General features: G+C 50.4%; 14 protein-coding genes and 1 other RNA gene. 13 read left to right on the top strand and 2 right to left on the bottom strand.

Going from position 1 to position 17,141, the window contains the following annotated elements; translation table 11 throughout:
- Positions 1 to 174 precede the first annotated feature (174 nt).
- From rprA to OGV77_RS14505, 8 genes are all read left to right on the top strand, one after another.
- Positions 175 to 282, top strand: an RNA gene (rprA, locus tag OGV77_RS14540) — antisense sRNA RprA.
- A gap of 156 nt (positions 283 to 438) precedes the next feature.
- Positions 439 to 795, top strand: coding sequence for a YdiL family protein (locus OGV77_RS14535; protein WP_075146078.1), 357 nt, complete (start codon positions 439 to 441; stop codon positions 793 to 795).
- 48 nt (positions 796 to 843) lie between these two features.
- Complete coding sequence (locus OGV77_RS14530; RefSeq protein ID WP_080625101.1) at positions 844 to 2,064, top strand: MFS transporter; 1,221 nt, start codon at positions 844 to 846, stop codon at positions 2,062 to 2,064.
- Between the two features lie 239 nt (positions 2,065 to 2,303).
- Positions 2,304 to 3,539 carry an MFS transporter gene (locus OGV77_RS14525; RefSeq protein ID WP_080625100.1) on the top strand — a complete coding sequence of 412 codons (1,236 nt, stop codon included), beginning with the start codon at positions 2,304 to 2,306 and terminating at the stop codon, positions 3,537 to 3,539.
- 21 nt (positions 3,540 to 3,560) lie between these two features.
- Positions 3,561 to 4,427 (top strand): quinate/shikimate dehydrogenase, encoded by an 867-nt coding sequence (ydiB, locus tag OGV77_RS14520; RefSeq protein ID WP_043016572.1) that lies wholly within the window; start codon positions 3,561 to 3,563, stop codon positions 4,425 to 4,427.
- A gap of 36 nt (positions 4,428 to 4,463) precedes the next feature.
- Positions 4,464 to 5,222, top strand: a complete 759-nt coding sequence (gene aroD / locus OGV77_RS14515) for a type I 3-dehydroquinate dehydratase (RefSeq protein WP_043016573.1) — start codon at positions 4,464 to 4,466, stop codon at positions 5,220 to 5,222.
- Between the two features lie 156 nt (positions 5,223 to 5,378).
- A complete protein-coding gene (locus OGV77_RS14510) occupies positions 5,379 to 6,974 on the top strand; it encodes an acyl CoA:acetate/3-ketoacid CoA transferase (RefSeq protein WP_087050640.1) in 1,596 nt (531 codons plus the stop codon).
- 13 nt (positions 6,975 to 6,987) lie between these two features.
- A complete protein-coding gene (locus OGV77_RS14505) occupies positions 6,988 to 8,139 on the top strand; it encodes an acyl-CoA dehydrogenase (protein ID WP_047411663.1) in 1,152 nt (383 codons plus the stop codon).
- Positions 8,140 to 8,193: 54 nt separating this feature from the next.
- Here the strand turns inward: OGV77_RS14505 and OGV77_RS14500 are convergent, their stop codons facing one another.
- Positions 8,194 to 9,084 carry an AraC family transcriptional regulator gene (locus OGV77_RS14500; RefSeq protein WP_047411666.1) on the bottom strand — a complete coding sequence of 297 codons (891 nt, stop codon included), beginning with the start codon at positions 9,082 to 9,084 and terminating at the stop codon, positions 8,194 to 8,196.
- A gap of 506 nt (positions 9,085 to 9,590) precedes the next feature.
- Between OGV77_RS14500 and OGV77_RS14495 the strand changes: the two genes are divergently transcribed.
- The 5 genes from OGV77_RS14495 (at position 9,591) to fadK (ending at position 14,674) form a co-directional block, all read left to right on the top strand.
- On the top strand, positions 9,591 to 10,355 hold the full coding sequence (locus tag OGV77_RS14495) for an electron transfer flavoprotein (RefSeq protein WP_075146072.1): 765 nt from the start codon (positions 9,591 to 9,593) through the stop codon (positions 10,353 to 10,355).
- A 21-nt stretch (positions 10,356 to 10,376) separates the two neighbouring features.
- Positions 10,377 to 11,312 carry an electron transfer flavoprotein subunit alpha gene (locus OGV77_RS14490; protein WP_080625095.1) on the top strand — a complete coding sequence of 312 codons (936 nt, stop codon included), beginning with the start codon at positions 10,377 to 10,379 and terminating at the stop codon, positions 11,310 to 11,312.
- Positions 11,313 to 11,365: 53 nt separating this feature from the next.
- Positions 11,366 to 12,655 carry an FAD-dependent oxidoreductase gene (locus tag OGV77_RS14485; protein WP_087050641.1) on the top strand — a complete coding sequence of 430 codons (1,290 nt, stop codon included), beginning with the start codon at positions 11,366 to 11,368 and terminating at the stop codon, positions 12,653 to 12,655.
- Positions 12,652 to 12,945: a ferredoxin family protein gene (locus OGV77_RS14480; RefSeq protein ID WP_043016580.1), complete on the top strand. Its 294-nt coding sequence runs from the start codon at positions 12,652 to 12,654 to the stop codon at positions 12,943 to 12,945. The genes OGV77_RS14485 and OGV77_RS14480 overlap by 4 nt, the downstream gene beginning before the upstream one ends.
- An 82-nt stretch (positions 12,946 to 13,027) precedes the next feature.
- Complete coding sequence (gene fadK, locus OGV77_RS14475; protein ID WP_087050642.1) at positions 13,028 to 14,674, top strand: medium-chain fatty-acid--CoA ligase; 1,647 nt, start codon at positions 13,028 to 13,030, stop codon at positions 14,672 to 14,674.
- Between the two features lie 67 nt (positions 14,675 to 14,741).
- Here the strand turns inward: fadK and ppsA are convergent, their stop codons facing one another.
- Positions 14,742 to 17,120 (bottom strand): phosphoenolpyruvate synthase, encoded by a 2,379-nt coding sequence (ppsA, locus tag OGV77_RS14470; RefSeq protein ID WP_043016582.1) that lies wholly within the window; start codon positions 17,118 to 17,120, stop codon positions 14,742 to 14,744.
- Between the last annotated feature and the right edge of the window lie 21 nt (positions 17,121 to 17,141).

Here is a 17,141-nt window from a genome sequence, read left to right as displayed (position 1 = left end):
AGGCGGCACTGCCGCCTGATTGTTTAACAATGCTAATCAGTTCCTTTCCCTTACTGTATTGGACTGAACCTCACCCTCTTTAAATACTCATTTGTGTCGCAAATTCTTTACAGTTTTTAAACTATTGAGATGAATCTGATCGACGTAAAAAACCAGTATGCCTACTATTAGCCCATGGCTTTAGATCAACACATTGATTTATAAGCATGGAAATCCCCTGAGTGAAACAACGAATTGCTGTGTGTAGTCTTTGCCCATCTCCCACGATGGGCTTTTTTTTGTCCTTAGCACGCCTCGCCACCCACCTAACCGCTCTACACGTCCACTTCCCCGTTGATGAACAAATAATATTGCACAAGATACTGTGACTCTCTTCAAGCCGAAATATCCACAGCAATGTTATTACTATTCCACCGTCTTTGATGAGGTTATCAAATAATGAACGCATTAGAACTCCAGGCTATCCGCCATATTTTTGCTATGACGGTAGAAGAAAGCGCTATGTATATCTCGCGGGATCATAATGTTGCCGCCTGGCATCAATGGGAAAATGGCGAAAGGGAAATCCCGGAAGACATCACGCGAATTTGTGCAGAAATGAAGGCCATGAGAAAGTTAAGAATTAACGCAATTATCGACAAAATAAATAATCGTATCGGTAATAACACCATGCGTTTTTTCCCCGATTTCATCTCTTTTCAGACGGTTTATCAGCACGATAATTTTCTTGACTGGAAAATCTACCAATCTGCTGCTGCAGAGCTGTATGCCCACGACCTTGAGCGTTTGTGTTAAGAGACAGCAACACCACTCTCATTTAGCCTCTTCGCTGAGTAACATATTATGAAAAATACCTATTTCTCCACTGCGATAGGGCTGTACTTTAATTACCTGGTACACGGCATGGGGGTGATTCTGATGAGCCTCAATATGTCTGCACTGGAACAACAGTGGCAGACCAATGCCGCGGGTGTTTCAATTGTTATTTCCTCACTCGGCATTGGCCGTTTAAGCGTCTTACTGGTGGCAGGCATGCTCTCAGATCGCTATGGCCGCAGACCGTTTATTATTTTCGGCATGACCTGCTACCTGATTTTCTTTGTCGGTATCGTCAATACTCATAGTATTTACATTGCCTATGCATTTGGGTTTTTGGCAGGAATGGCAAACAGTTTTCTCGATGCAGGTACTTACCCCAGCCTGATGGAGGCGTTTCCCCGCACACCCAGCACGGCCAATATTTTAATTAAAGCGTTCGTCTCCAGCGGCCAGTTTTTACTGCCTATGATTATCAGTCTACTGGTGTGGGCCGAACTTTGGTTTGGCTGGTCCTTCCTGCTGGCTGCAGCCATTATGTTATTCAACGGTGTGTTTTTGTTTCGCTGCCGGTTCCCGCCGCATCCCGGGCCTGATATCGTCATCAGAACACAACCTGCAAAACAAGAAACCGCACAGCCTGAACATCAATGCTCCTTGCTCGACCTTGCCAGTTATACCTTATACGGCTATATCGCTATGGCGACATTTTATCTGGTGAGCCAGTGGCTGGCACAATACGGACAGTTCGTCGCCGGGATGTCCTATACGTTATCGATCAAACTCTTAAGCATTTACACCTGCGGTTCCCTGTTGTGCGTTTTGATTACTGCACCACTGGTACGCAAAGCAGCACGCGCGACATCGTTATTGATGCTGTACACGTTCATTTCATTTTGCGCCCTGCTCATGGTGTGTCTGCATCCAACAACCTACGTGGTCATCGTCTTCGCGTTTGTCATCGGTTTTTCTTCAGCCGGAGGCGTGGTGCAAATCGGTTTAACGCTGATGGCGGCACGCTTTCCGCAGGCAAAGGGCAAAGCCACCGGGATTTACTACAGCGCAGGCAGCATAGCCACTTTTACCATCCCGTTGATTACAGCGAAACTTTCCGAGATTAGCATCGCTCACATCATGTGGTTTGATACCGCCATAGCCGCTGTAGGTTTTCTGTTGGCGCTGTTTATTGGTTATCGCAGCAACATCGCATCAAAGCATCAATTAAAAATGACTCAAGTCGCAGAATAGCGCGGATGCAATATTGTTCCTCATACCTGCAAAATAATTGACTGCATTTTTAAAATTTCAGCAAAAAGTCGGCGCAGAGTATTAAATTCACAATTTGACATGCAACATCCCTGGTAAGTTAAACGCCATGCTATGTAGGCCCAATAGTTACCAACCGGTATATTATTCACAAGGTCGCCGCAATTTAAACTAAACCGACGAGCACAGAACAATTTTAAAATCCGCAAGGAGTTGTGAAAATGTCTCAAAACAAGACCTTTACTACGCCATTTCTTTTGGCGATAAGCTGTATTTATTTAAGTTATTTTTTACACGGCATTAGCGTCATTACATTGGCGCAAAATATGAGCTCGCTTGCAGAAAAATTCTCCACCGACAATGCCGGGATTGCCTATTTAATTTCCGGCATTGGTCTTGGTCGATTAGTGAGTATTTTATTCTTTGGGGTGCTCTCAGACAAATTTGGTCGGCGGGCAATCATTCTGTTAGGTGCGATTCTGTACATGCTGTTTTTCTTCGGTATTCCCGCCAGCCAGAATCTGATGATTGCCTTTATTCTGGCTGTTTGCGTCGGTGTGGCAAACTCGGCGCTGGATACAGGCGGCTATCCGGCATTGATGGAGTGTTTCCCTAAGGCATCTGGATCCGCTGTTATCCTGGTTAAAGCGATGGTCTCGTTTGGGCAGATGGTCTACCCCATCGTCGTCAGCACCATGCTGCTCAATCATATCTGGTACGGCTATGCGGTCATTATCCCGGGCGTATTGTTTGTCATCATCACCTTAATGCTGCTAAGAAGTCGCTTCCCCAGCCAGATGGTGGATGCGGGCATTGCAAAAGAACTCCCCCAGATGAACAGTAAACCGTTGGTCTGGCTGGAAGGCGTGGCATCCGTCATGTTCGGGGTAGCCGCATTTTCGACCTTTTACGTCATCGTTGTCTGGATGCCGAAATACGCGATGGCATTTGCCGGTATGGCAGAAGCCGACGCGCTAAAAACCATCTCTTACTACAGCATGGGATCGCTGGTCTGCGTGTTTATTTTTGCAGCGCTGCTTAAGAAAATGGTTCGACCTATTTGGGCGAATGTCTTTAACGCCGGACTGGCAACCGTCACCGCTGCCATTATCTATTTATATCCATCTCCATTGGTGTGTAACGCCGGTTCATTTCTGATTGGGTTCTCTGCAGCAGGGGGGATTTTACAGCTCGGCGTTTCGGTGATGTCAGAGTTTTTTCCCAGGAGCAAAGCCAAAGTCACCAGTATTTATATGATGATGGGTGGCGTCGCCAACTTTATTATCCCATTAATCACCGGATACCTTTCTAACATTGGCCTGCAGTACATCATTTTGCTGGACCTCGCATTCGCTTTGCTGGCCTTCGTCACCGCCATCATCGTTTTTATTCGTTACTACCGCGTATTTGATATTCCCCAAAATGATGTGCGGTTGGGCGAACGTTATTTTCAATAAATTATTCAGAAGGAGTATCAAATGGACGTAACTGCAAAATATGAACTGATTGGTCTGATGGCCTACCCTATCAGACATAGTCTGTCGCCTGAAATGCAAAACAAGGCATTAGAAAAAGCAGGATTGCCTTTTACTTACATGGCATTTGAAGTTGATAACTCAACGTTTGCTAACGCAATTGCCGGGCTGAAAGCCTTAAAGATGCGCGGTACCGGAGTCTCTATGCCCAACAAACAGCTGGCATGCGAATATGTTGATGAATTAACGCCTGCAGCCAAACTGGTCGGCGCGATCAATACTATCGTCAATGACGATGGTTACCTGCGCGGCTACAATACCGATGGCACCGGTCATATTCGGGCAATCAAGGAAAGCGGTTTCGATATCAGAGGTAAAACCATGGTACTGTTGGGCGCAGGCGGCGCGTCAACGGCCATTGGCGCCCAGGCAGCGATTGAAGGCATCAAAGAAATCAAACTCTTCAACCGCCAGGATGAGTTCTTTGCCAAAGCGCAAGAATTCGCTAAACGTGTCAATGAGAATACCGACTGCGTGGTCACCGTTATCGATCTCGACGATCGACAGGCTTTTGCTGACGCACTGGCCAGTGCAGATATTTTGACCAACGGTACGAAAGTGGGCATGAAACCGCTGGAGAACGACTCTCTCGTAACCGACGTTACCCTGCTGCGACCGGACCTGCTGGTAACTGAATGCGTCTACAACCCGCATATGACCAAATTATTGCAGCAGGCACAACTTGCCGGTTGCAAAACGATTGATGGTTACGGCATGTTGTTATGGCAAGGGGCTGAACAGTTCAAACTCTGGACCGGGAAAGATTTCCCACTGGAGTATGTGAAACAGGTTATGGGTTTTGCAGCCTGACGGACAAGCATTTGTAATATATTAATAGGGTAATCGATGAAAACCGTAACCGTAAAAAACCTCGTGATTGGCGAGGGTGCGCCGAAGATCATTGTCTCGCTGATGGGTAAAGACATCGCAACGGTAAAAAGTGAAGCGCTGGCCTATCGCGAAGCGGATTTCGATATTCTGGAATGGCGCGTTGACCATTTCAGCGATATCTCCTCCATAGATGGCGTGCTGGAAGCTGCACGCGCCATCCGCGATGTAATGACTGACAAACCGCTGCTGTTTACCTTTCGTAGCGCTAAAGAAGGTGGTGAACAGGCGCTATCTGTTGAAAACTATATCGAGCTAAACCGTGCGGCAGTAGATAGCGGTCTGGTGGATATGATCGACCTGGAGCTTTTCACTGGTGATGAGTTGGTTAAAGCCACCGTCGAACATGCGCACGCTAAAAATGTCGCCGTCATTATGTCGAATCATGATTTCCATAAGACGCCAGCCGCACAAGAGATTATTCAACGTCTGCGTAAAATGCAGGAACTTGGCGCTGATATTCCTAAAATCGCCCTGATGCCGCAGAACACATCGGATGTATTGACCCTGCTTGGCGCCACGCTGGAAATGCAAGAACGCTATGCCGATCGGCCGATCATTACCATGTCAATGGCCAAAACAGGGGTGATTTCACGCCTGTCCGGTGAGGTTTTCGGTTCAGCGGCAACCTTTGGCGCGGTAAAAAAAGCCTCTGCCCCTGGGCAAATTTCGGTCACCGATCTACGTACCGTTTTGACCATATTGCATCAGGCGTAATAATAAAATTTATTCATATTAATATCAGTAATGCCCTGCCCCAGATATTCGCTCATTCACGAATATCGGGCAGCTGGCCGGACATTATTAAATAACTCAAATTATTATTGTCGAATATAGCGACAGGCTGTCGCACGCATATAATCTGGAGTTTACATGAAATTATCAAGACCAAAACGCATTGATGGTCGGGTACCCGTATTATCCGCAGCTGAAGCCATTAATTACATTCCTGATGAAGCAACGCTCTGTGTTTTAGGCGCAGGCGGAGGTATCCTCGAAGCAACGACATTAATTAACGCGCTGGCTGAAAAATATAAAAATGAACAGTCACCGCGAAACTTATCATTGATTAGCCCTACGGGACTGGGTGACCGTGCAGACCGTGGAATTAGCCCGCTGGCACAGGAAGGTTTAGTCAAATGGGCATTATGCGGCCACTGGGGACAATCACCACGAATCTCCGACCTCGCTGAACAGAATAAAATCGCCGCCTACAACTATCCTCAGGGCGTATTAACCCAGACCCTGCGTGCATCGGCAGCCCACCAGCCTGGCATTCTGAGTGAGATTGGTATCGGAACATTTGTCGATCCCCGCCAACAGGGCGGAAAACTGAATGAAGTGACCACCGACGATCTGATCAAGCTGGTGGAAATCGATAACAAAGAGTACCTCTATTACAAAGCCATTGCGCCAAACATCGCCTTTATTCGTGCCACCACCTGCGACAGCGAAGGCTACGCCACCTTTGAAGATGAAGTGATGTATCTCGATGCGCTGGTGATTGCCCAGGCCGTACACAACAACGGCGGCATCGTCATGATGCAGGTGCAAAAAATGGTGAAGAAAGCCACCCTGCACCCGAAAGCGGTACGTATCCCGGGCTATCTGGTCGATATTGTGGTCATCGACCCCGATCAAACTCAACTGTACGGCGGTGCGCCAGTTAACCGTTTTATCTCGGGCGATTTTGTCCTCGATGACAGCCAACAAACGCCTCTGGCGCTCAATCAGCGTAAACTGGTGGCTCGCCGCGCCCTGTTCGAAATGCGTAAAGGCGCGGTCGGCAACGTTGGCGTGGGTATCGCCGATGGTATAGGTCTCGTCGCGCGCGAAGAAGGCTGCGCTGATGACTTCATTCTGACGGTTGAGACTGGCCCGATAGGCGGTATTACCTCTCAGGGCATCGCTTTTGGCGCCAACGTCAACACTCGCGCAATTCTGGATATGACCTCTCAGTTTGACTTCTATCACGGTGGCGGGCTGGATGTATGCTATTTAAGCTTTGCTGAGGTGGATCGCCACGGCAACGTCGGCGTACATAAATTCAATGGCAAAATCATGGGTACTGGCGGTTTTATCGATATCAGCGCCACCTCGAAGAAAATAATATTTTGCGGCACATTAACTGCCGGAAGTCTGAAAACAGAAGTTGCCGATGGCAAATTAAATATCGTTCAGGAAGGACGGGTAAAAAAATTCGTCAATGAATTACCTGAAGTTACCTTCAGCGGGAAAATTGCCCTCGAGCGAGGGCTTGATGTGCGCTACATCACCGAGCGCGCTGTATTTACGTTAAAAGAAGATGGCCTTCATTTAATCGAGATTGCCCCAGGAGTCTCTTTACAGGAAGACATTCTGGACAAAATGGATTTTTCTCCGGTTATTTCCCCCGAGCTGAAACTGATGGACGAAAGATTATTTATCGACACCTCGATGGGTTTTGTATTACCCGATGCTGCCAATTAAAAGGAGTACCCTAATGGATTTTTCATTAACTGAAGAACAAGAACTGCTGCTTGCCAGCATTCGGGAACTGATTACCAGTAATTTCCCGGAAGAATATTTCCGTACCTGCGATCAGACAGCTACCTATCCGAAAGAGTTTATGCGCGCCCTTGCCGACAATGGTATTTCGATGCTGGGCGTTCCGGAAGAGTTCGGCGGTATCCCGGCAGATTACGTCACGCAGATGCTGGCGCTGATGGAAGTGTCCAAATGCGGCGCACCCGCTTTTTTAATAACGAACGGTCAGTGTATCCATAGTATGCGCCGTTTTGGCTCCGCCGAGCAGTTACGTAAAACGGCAGAAAGCACCATGGAAACGGGCGATCCGGCCTATGCACTGGCATTAACCGAGCCGGGAGCGGGTTCAGACAACAACAGCGCGACCACCAGCTACACTCGCAAAAATGGCAAGGTCTATCTCAACGGGCAAAAAACCTTTATCACCGGCGCGAAAGAGTACCCGTATATGCTGGTACTGGCTCGCGATCCGGAGCCGAAAGATCCGAAAAAAGCCTTTACGCTGTGGTGGGTGGATTCGAAGAAACCCGGCATTAAGGTTAATCCACTGCATAAGATTGGTTGGCACATGCTCAGCACCTGCGAAGTCTATCTTGATGACGTTGAAGTAGACGAAAGCGATAGGGTCGGCGAAGAAGGCATGGGTTTCCTTAACGTCATGTACAACTTTGAAATGGAACGGTTGATCAACGCTGCACGCAGTACCGGTTTTGCCGAGTGCGCCTTCGAAGATGCCGCCCGTTACGCTAACCAACGCATCGCATTTGGTAAACCGATTGGCCATAACCAGATGATCCAGGAAAAACTGGCGCTGATGGCGATTAAAATCGAAAACATGCGCAACATGGTGCTGAAAGTTGCCTGGCAGGCCGATCAGGAACAGTCACTGCGGACCAGCGCGGCGTTGGCAAAACTGTATTGCGCCCGTACGGCAATGGAAGTGATTGATGACGCCATTCAAATCATGGGCGGGTTGGGCTACACCGATGAAGCTCGCGTTTCCCGATTCTGGCGCGATGTCCGTTGCGAACGTATTGGCGGCGGTACCGACGAAATTATGATTTACGTCGCTGGTCGCCAAATTCTGAAAGACTATCAGAACAAATAAGCGGTAATACGTGCCGGATAGCGCAAATGCGTTTTCCGGCACAAGCCAGGATAATCAGACCTCTGGCATCAGGCATTCCTGCTCAGCCAGATTATTTTTAAACTGCTTACGATAATCACTGGGTGTACAACCCACATGCCGCTGGAAGAGTTTGGCAAAGTGATCGACATTTTCATACCCTACCCGCCAGGAGATTTCCGCTAACGAGGCTTCCGTATTTGTCAGGGCAAATTTTGCCTCGGTCATCCGTCGCTGAATCACATAATTTATCGGCGAAATACGATACTCTTTAGTAAATTCGTGACAGATATAACTGACACTGGCACGGAATTTTTTGGAGAGCTGATCGAGAGTTATTTTTTCGCGGAAGTTATTATTCAAATAAACCAGCACATCTTTAATTAAAACATCTTTTTTGATATAACCTTGCTCAGAACGATATGCATTTTTAAAATTTTCGTAATATAAAACAGTTAGTGCATAAGCAAATGCATCGTAAGCTGAAGACGACAAATTATTTTTGCTCTGGGGGAGCATGACGCTCAACTCATTAAAGATACTCTTAATAACCTCCTTACCCTGAGTCACGCTTATGACCGGACACGAGTGCAGTTGTAATAGCTGATTGTCCTGCCAACCGTTGAAACGAAAATCGTGGAGCGCACAGGTGTATGTGGTAGCAGGCGCATTGCTATCTGAAGCAACCGCATGAAGCCGCCCTTGCTCTATCACCACGATATCCCCGGCATGCGCGACATACAGCGACGAATCGATAATAAATCTTGCGACCCCTTTTTTGACATAAATAAGTTCCGTTTCATTATCGTGAACATGATGCCCCGACTCCCACTTAGGGTCATCACTGATGACGAATCGCGAAAACCTCGGGTTTTTCCCCTGTTCAAAAAGGGTCTCCATGGCATTATCAAAGCAGCGTTGATACATGACAACCTCCACCTAAAGGCAGCAATTTTATGAATTATTAATATGAAAAAATAAAAACGATAATGACGTTATACAACGTTATTCCTTCCAGGCGAAACAAAATTATTTGCGCCATCTGCAAGATGACACCGGCAGCTCCAGTGCATTGTCACCACTGATTATTTGTGTTTTATAATAATCAGAAAGAATAAATGTTATTAACCCTGCATTAATAATTTACATATAAGAAACAAATCAAGCATGAAAGCGATTAAAAACATGATGCATTTCGCAATTATTTTCACTGCCATTTTCTTCCCGCTTTTTCCTGCAGTACGCAACGTCTGATTATTGCTGATAAACCCGGTAATCCCTGGTCGTTTTTTTTGCAAGATTGTTGGCAATGAAAACAGATTGTCCCGTCGAAAATGCAGTCCCCTCTGTCGCACACTATTTTCAGTCAATTTTCCCTACTGTCGATAATGACGCGCCACGTCATCATCCACACGAGAATCACTGGAGATGCCATGAAAATAATAACCTGCTTTAAGTTGGTGCCTGAAGAACAGGACGTTGTTGTTACCCCACAGCGCTCGCTTAACTTTGACCGGGCCGATGCCAAAATCAGTCAGTTTGATTTAAATGCGATAGAGGCCGCTGCGCAACTTAGCGCCGAGGGTGATGAAATCGTCGCCTTAACGGTGGGTGGTTCGCTACTACAAAACTCTAAAGTGCGTAAGGACGTGCTGTCCCGCGGGCCGGACAGTTTGTTTATGGTGCAGGATCCACAGTTGGAGCACTCATTACCCCGCGATACCGCTCAGGCGCTGGCCTGCGCGGCCAAAAAAATGGATGTCGACCTGATGTTGTTCGGTGAAGGATCGGGGGATATCTACGCGCAGCAGGTCGGCTTACTGGTTGGTGAACTATTACAGCTCCCGGTGATTAATGCCGTCAGCCGCATCCAACGTAACGGCGATCGCCTGGTGGTTGAGCGCACGTTGGAAGATGAAGTCGAAGTGATTGATCTGCCGCTCCCCGCCGTACTTTGCGTGACGTCGGATATCAACACACCGCGTATCCCCTCAATGAAAGCGATTCTGGGCGCAGGTAAAAAACCGGTCACTCCGTGGCAAGCCAGCGATATTGGTTGGATACCTGCGTCACCGTTAGCAGAACTGGTGAGTCTCACCGTGCCGCCGCAAACCGAACGTCAGCACATCATTCTGGAAAATGACTCAGCAGAAGCCATTGCCGAACTGGCTGAACATCTGAAAAAAGCTCTGAACTAAGCCCAACGGAGAGAAATCATCATGAGTAAATTAGCCAACGTCTGGGTGTTCAGCGATAACGTAGAACGCTATGCAGAATTAATGGCCGGCGCTCGCCAGTGGGGTGAGCAGGTACACCTTATTGTGCAAGGCAGCGACCAGGCCAAGCAGTTGCAACCCCTGGGCGCTGATAAAATCGTCGTGCTCGAAGCAATCTCCGGTTTGCAGCGTGTTGAAAATTATGCCGAAACCATCGCCGCTCTGATACAGGAACACGCCGGACTGCTATTGATGCCCGCCACCAAACGGGCCAAATCCCTTGGCGCGCGCTTAAGCATTCAGCTCAACGCCGCGATGGTGAACGATGCCACATCAGTAACGCTTGATGCAGGCACACTGTTCGCTGAACACCGTATGTACGGTGGGCTGGCATTTGGCAAAGAAAAAATCAAAAGCACGCTGGCGATCGTCACGCTTGCCCCTGGCCTGCTTGAACCCGTAGCGGAAAACGCCTCGCACAACTGCCCTGTTGTCTCAGCAAATTACATCGCACCGCACCATGAAATTATGTGCCTGGAGCGTCGCGCCAAATCCGTGAGCAGCGTGGACCTCAGCAAAGCCAAACGCGTGGTGGGTGTGGGTCGCGGCCTGGTTGCGCAAAACGACCTGGCAATGGTGCACCAACTGGCATCCGTACTGGGTGCTGAAGTGGGTTGTTCACGCCCCATTGCTGAAGGCGAAAACTGGATGGAGCGCGAACGCTATATTGGCGTTTCTGGCGTGTTATTGAAATCGGACCTTTACCTCACGCTAGGCATCTCAGGACAAATCCAGCATATGGTCGGCGGTAACGGCGCGAAAGTCATTGTCGCCATCAACAAAGATAAAAAAGCGCCTATTTTCAATTACGCCGATTACGGCCTGGTAGGCGACATCTACAAAGTCGTTCCAGCGCTTATCGAACATCTCAGCCGCTAATCCTCTTTAACGCACATCTCCCGCTGCCTCGCGGCGGGAAAGGAGCATAAAGCATGTCAGATGAAAAATTTGATGCCATTGTGGTCGGTGCTGGCGTAGCGGGTACAATTGCAGGCTACGTTATGGCCCAGGCAGGACTGGACGTACTGGTCATCGAGCGCGGGAACAGCGCAGGCAGTAAAAATATGACCGGTGGGAGACTCTACGCGCACAGCCTTGAGCGCATCATGCCTGGATTTGCGCAGGAAGCACCGCTCGAACGTAAAGTGACCCGCGAAAAAATCTCCTTTCTGACCGAAGAAAGCGCCGTTACCCTCGACTTCCATAGTGAGAAAGACAACGCGCCAGCGCAGGATTCCTGGACAGTTTTGCGCAACAGGCTCGACCCATGGCTTATGGAAAAAGCGGAACAGGCTGGCGTACAGTTCATTCCCGGCGTGCGCGTCGACGCACTAATCCGCGAAGGTAATAAAGTCACCGGCGTGCAAGCCGGGGACGACATCCTGGAAGCCAATATGGTTATCCTTGCCGATGGCGTCAATTCTATCCTGGGACGGTCACTGGGGATGGTGCCTCCCTCTTCTGCACAGCACTATGCCGTTGGCGTGAAAGAGCTGATCGGCTTACCGTCGGCGGTCATTGCGGATCGATTCAACCTGTCAGGCAACGAAGGTGCAGCCTGGCTGTTTGCAGGCTCGCCGTCAGATGGACTGATGGGCGGAGGATTTCTGTATACCAACCAGAACTCCATCTCTTTGGGTCTGGTGTGTGGACTGGGAGAGATTGCCCATGCGACGAAAAGCATTCCACAAATGCTGGAAGACTTTAAGCAACACCCGACAATTCGTCCGTTGATTGCCGGCGGCGAACTGCTGGAGTACTCCGCACATATGGTACCAGAAGGTGGACTGGCAATGGTTCCGAAGCTGGTTGATGACGGTGTGATGATCGTCGGCGATGCCGCTGGTTTCTGTCTGAATCTGGGTTACACGGTGCGTGGCATGGATTTGGCGATAGCCTCCGCAGAAGCCGCCGCCAAGACAGCCATTGCAGCCAAAGAACGTCAGGATTACTCAGCCACTAGCCTGATGGACTACAAACGCGCCCTCGAACAGGGCTGCGTGATGCGTGATTTGCAGCATTTTCGCAAGATCCCGGCGCTGATGGAAAACCCGCGCCTGTTCACCCAGTATCCTCGCATGGTGGCCGATATTATGAGCGATATGTTTACCGTTGACGGACGCCCAAATCAGCCGGTTCGCAAGATGATCATGTCCCATGCCAGAAAAGTTGGGCTGATGAACTTACTGAAAGACGGCATCATGGGGGCAACCGCGCTATGAATCAGGACAATAACGTTAACGTCGACGTCAAACTGGGCGTCAATAAATTTAATGTCGATGAAGGTCATCCGCACATCATCCTGGCTGAGCACCCCGACCTTAATGAATTTCGCAAGCTGCTGAAAGCCTGCCCCGCCGGACTGTATAAGCAGGATGAGAGTGGCAATATTCATTTTGACTCCGCAGGCTGTCTGGAGTGCGGCACCTGCCGGGTGCTGTGCGGCGACACGATCCTCACACAATGGGAATATCCGCTCGGAACATTTGGCGTCGATTTCCGCTACGGCTAGCGGGTTTTGCATGTTGTCCGCCGGATTGGCCCCGCTGGCCATCCGGTCAGATGTATGCCGAAATCATCCAGGGAATAACTTCATGAGTATCACACTAACGTTTAACGCCGAACGCCGCGAAGCCTGGCGAAAACAGGGTTTATGGGGAGATGCTTCGCTTAGCGACTACTGGTGCCAAACGGCCAGAGCCATGCCGGATAAAATCGCCGTGGTTGATAATCATGGCGCTTCGTACACTTACGCCGCACTCGACGGTGCTGCCAGCAGTCTGGCAACCTGGTTTTTAGCCTGCGGTATTCAACCCGGCGATCGCATTGCCTTTCAGTTGCCGGGCTGGTGCGAATTTACCATTATCTATCTGGCCTGCCTGAAAACTGGAGCGGTTTCCGTCCCACTGTTGCCTGCCTGGCGCGAAGCGGAGTTGGTATGGGTACTGAACAAATGCCAGGCGAAGATTTTTTTCGCACCAACGCTTTTTAAGCAGACCCGACCGGTCGATCTGATCCTCCCCTTACAAAACCAGTTGCCGCATCTGCAACAGATTGTCGCCGTAGATAAACTGGCGCCAGCAACAACCTCGCTGGCGCTCAGCCAGTTGCTTTTAGCGCCACCGTTAACTCAGATGATTAACGTTCACGCCGATGAACTGGCTGCCGTGCTGTTTACCTCCGGGACCGAGGGAATGCCGAAAGGCGTCATGTTAACCCACAACAACATCCTTGCCAGCGAGCGTGCCTACTGCGCCCGCCTCAACCTTACCTGGCAGGATGTGTTTTTGATGCCCGCTCCACTTGGACACGCTACCGGTTTTCTGCATGGCGTTACCGCGCCGTTTTTAATCGGCGCGCGCAGCGTATTGTTGGATATTTTCACCCCAACAGCTTGTCTTGAACTGCTGGAGCAACAACGCTGTACCTGCGTGCTCGGGGCTACGCCCTTCGTCTACGACATGTTATGTAGCATGGAAAAACGGCCCTGCGATCTCACCTCACTGCGTTTTTTCTTATGCGGAGGCACCACTATTCCGCAAAAGATTGCCCGTGACTGCCAACAGCGAGGCATTAAATTGTTAAGTATTTATGGTTCCACGGAGAGCTCGCCGCATGCGCTGGTCAATCTCGATGATTCACCCTCCCGCATGATGACAACCGACGGCTATGCTGCCGCAGGCGTCGAAATTAAAGTCGTCGATGAAGCGCGCAATACCCTGCCCGCAGGAGTTGAAGGTGAAGAGGCCTCGCGTGGTCCCAATGTTTTTATGGGCTACCTCGACGAACCCGAACTAACCGCTCGCGCGCTGGATCAGGACGGCTGGTATTACAGTGGCGATTTATGCCGAATGGACGACGCGGGATACATCAAAATCACCGGACGAAAAAAAGATATTATTGTGCGCGGAGGGGAAAACATCAGCAGTCGCGAAGTTGAGGACATTTTAATGCAGCACCCACGCATTCATGATGCCTGCGTTGTCGCGATGCCGGACGAACGCTTAGGTGAACGGTCGTGCGCTTACGTGGTGCTGAAACCTCCGCATCACTCACTCTCGCTGGAATCAGTGGTGGCCTTTTTTAGCCGCAAACGGGTGGCAAAGTATAAATATCCGGAGCATGTCGTGATTGTCGAGAAGTTACCGCGCACGGCGTCCGGTAAGATACGAAAATACCAGCTGCGTCAGGATATTATTCAGCGTTTAAACGTGGAGAGTGTGGAGATCGTTGCAGGATAAAATGCCGGATGGCGACGCTCTTGCATCTTATCCGGCCTACATTGAATAGGCCGGATAAGGCATGATGTTACTTGTTCAGTTCAGCCAGGCTCAGCCAGGTCTGCACGACGGTGTCCGGGTTCAGCGACAGGCTGTCGATACCCTCTTCCATCAGCCAGGCCGCGAAGTCTTCGTGGTCGGATGGTCCCTGACCGCAAATACCCACGTATTTACCCTGTTTCTTAGCTGCGCGAATCGCCATCGACAGCAACGCTTTCACCGCGTCGTTACGCTCATCAAACAGTTCAGAAACCACACCAGAGTCACGGTCCAGACCCAGCGCTAACTGCGTCATGTCGTTTGAGCCGATGGAGAAGCCGTCAAAGTACTCAAGGAACTGCTCGGCCAGCAAGGCGTTGGACGGGATCTCACACATCATGATGATCTTCAGTCCGTTCTCACCGCGTTTCAGACCCTGACGCGCCAGCTCTTCTACTACCGCTTTCGCCTGAGCAACGGTACGCACAAACGGTACCATCACTTCAACGTTAGTCAGGCCCATATCGTTACGGACACGTTTCACTGCATCACATTCCAGCGCGAAGCAGTCGCGGAAGCTATCAGCAACGTAGCGGCCCGCCCCGCGGAAGCCCAGCATCGGGTTCTCTTCATGCGGCTCATAACGCTCACCACCAACGAGGTTGGCATATTCATTGGACTTAAAGTCCGACATACGCACGATGACGCGTTTCGGATAAAACGCCGCCCCCAGCGTTGCAATCCCTTCCGTCAAACGACCGACGTAGAATTCACGTGGGGAATCGAAACCTTTCATCATGCCGCGGATTTCGTTTTGCAGCTCAGGCGTCTGATCATCGAACTCCAGCAACGCACGCGGGTGTACGCCAATCATACGGTTGATGATAAATTCCAGACGCGCCAGGCCGACGCCTTCGTTTGGCAGGCAGGCGAAGTCGAAAGCCCGATCCGGGTTACCGACGTTCATCATCACCTTCAACGGCAGATCCGGCATGGTCTCCACGCTGGAGCTCTTCACGCTAAAGTCGAGCATGTCAGCGTAAACATAACCAGTATCCCCTTCGGCACAGGAAACGGTTACCTTCTCACCGTCTTTCATGCGCTCGGTGGCATCGCCACAGCCTACCACGGCCGGGATCCCCAGTTCGCGGGCAATGATCGCCGCGTGACAGGTACGACCGCCACGGTTGGTCACAATCGCCGCCGCTTTCTTCATGATCGGTTCCCAGTCCGGGTCGGTCATGTCGGTAACCAGTACGTCGCCTGGCTCGATACGGTTCATTTCGCTGATGTCATGAATGACTTTGACCGGGCCCGCGCCAATGCGATGGCCGATAGCACGACCTTCAGCAATAATTTTACCCTGCGCATGCAGCGTATAACGCTCCATGACCTGGCCGCGGGAACGCACGGTTTCCGGGCGCGCCTGCACAATGAACAGCTTGCCGGTGTGACCGTCTTTCGCCCATTCGATGTCCATCGGACGACCGTAGTGCTTCTCGATCTGTACCGCCTGCTTCGCCAGCTCCTGCACTTCTGCGTTGGTCAGGGAGAAAATGTCGCGCTGTTCCTGCGGTACATCCTCAATCGTTACCTGCTTACCGTGTTCCTGGGTTGGCGCGTAGACCATGCGGATTTTTTTCGAACCCATTGTGCGACGGACGATCGCCGGACGGTCAGCCGCCAGAGTCGGTTTGTGCACGTAGAATTCATCCGGGTTAACGGCACCCTGCACGACCATTTCACCCAGGCCCCATGCGGAAGTGATAAACACCACCTGATCGAAACCAGATTCGGTATCGATGGAGAACATTACGCCAGAAGACGCGAGGTCTGAGCGCACCATCCGCTGGACGCCAGCGGAGAGCGCCACGCCACGATGGTCATAGCCCTGGTGAACACGATAAGAGATCGCGCGGTCGTTAAACAGCGAGGCAAATACGTGTTTGATAGCAACCAGTACGGCATCAAATCCCTGGACGTTGAGGAAGGTTTCCTGCTGACCGGCAAATGACGCATCTGGCATATCTTCTGCGGTAGCGGAAGAGCGCACAGCAAAAGAAGCATGGGCATCGTCCGCTGAAAGCTGCGCGTAGGCATCGCGAACGGCATTTTCCAGCTCCGGCTGGAAAGGAGTGTCGATAATCCACTGGCGGATCTGTGCACCGGCTTTCGCAAGCTCGGTGACGTCGTCAATATCCGTTTTGTCCAGCAGCTCATAAATGCGCTGGTTTACACCGCTCTGGTCCAGAAACTGGTTAAACGCATCGGCGGTCGTTGCAAAACCATTCGGTACGGAAACACCCATACCGGAAAGGTTAGTAATCATTTCACCCAGGGAGGCATTTTTGCCCCCAACTCTGTCTACATCATTCATGCCGAGTTGGTTATACCAAAGCACCAGCGGTGACGAGCCATTGTTGGACATCGAACAATCCTTATATATGAA

The sequence above is a fragment of the Citrobacter sp. Ce129 genome, from assembly GCF_030334545.1.
Classification (GTDB): Bacteria; Pseudomonadota; Gammaproteobacteria; order Enterobacterales; family Enterobacteriaceae; genus Citrobacter; species Citrobacter europaeus.
This window is presented reverse-complemented; position numbering and strand designations above follow the sequence as displayed.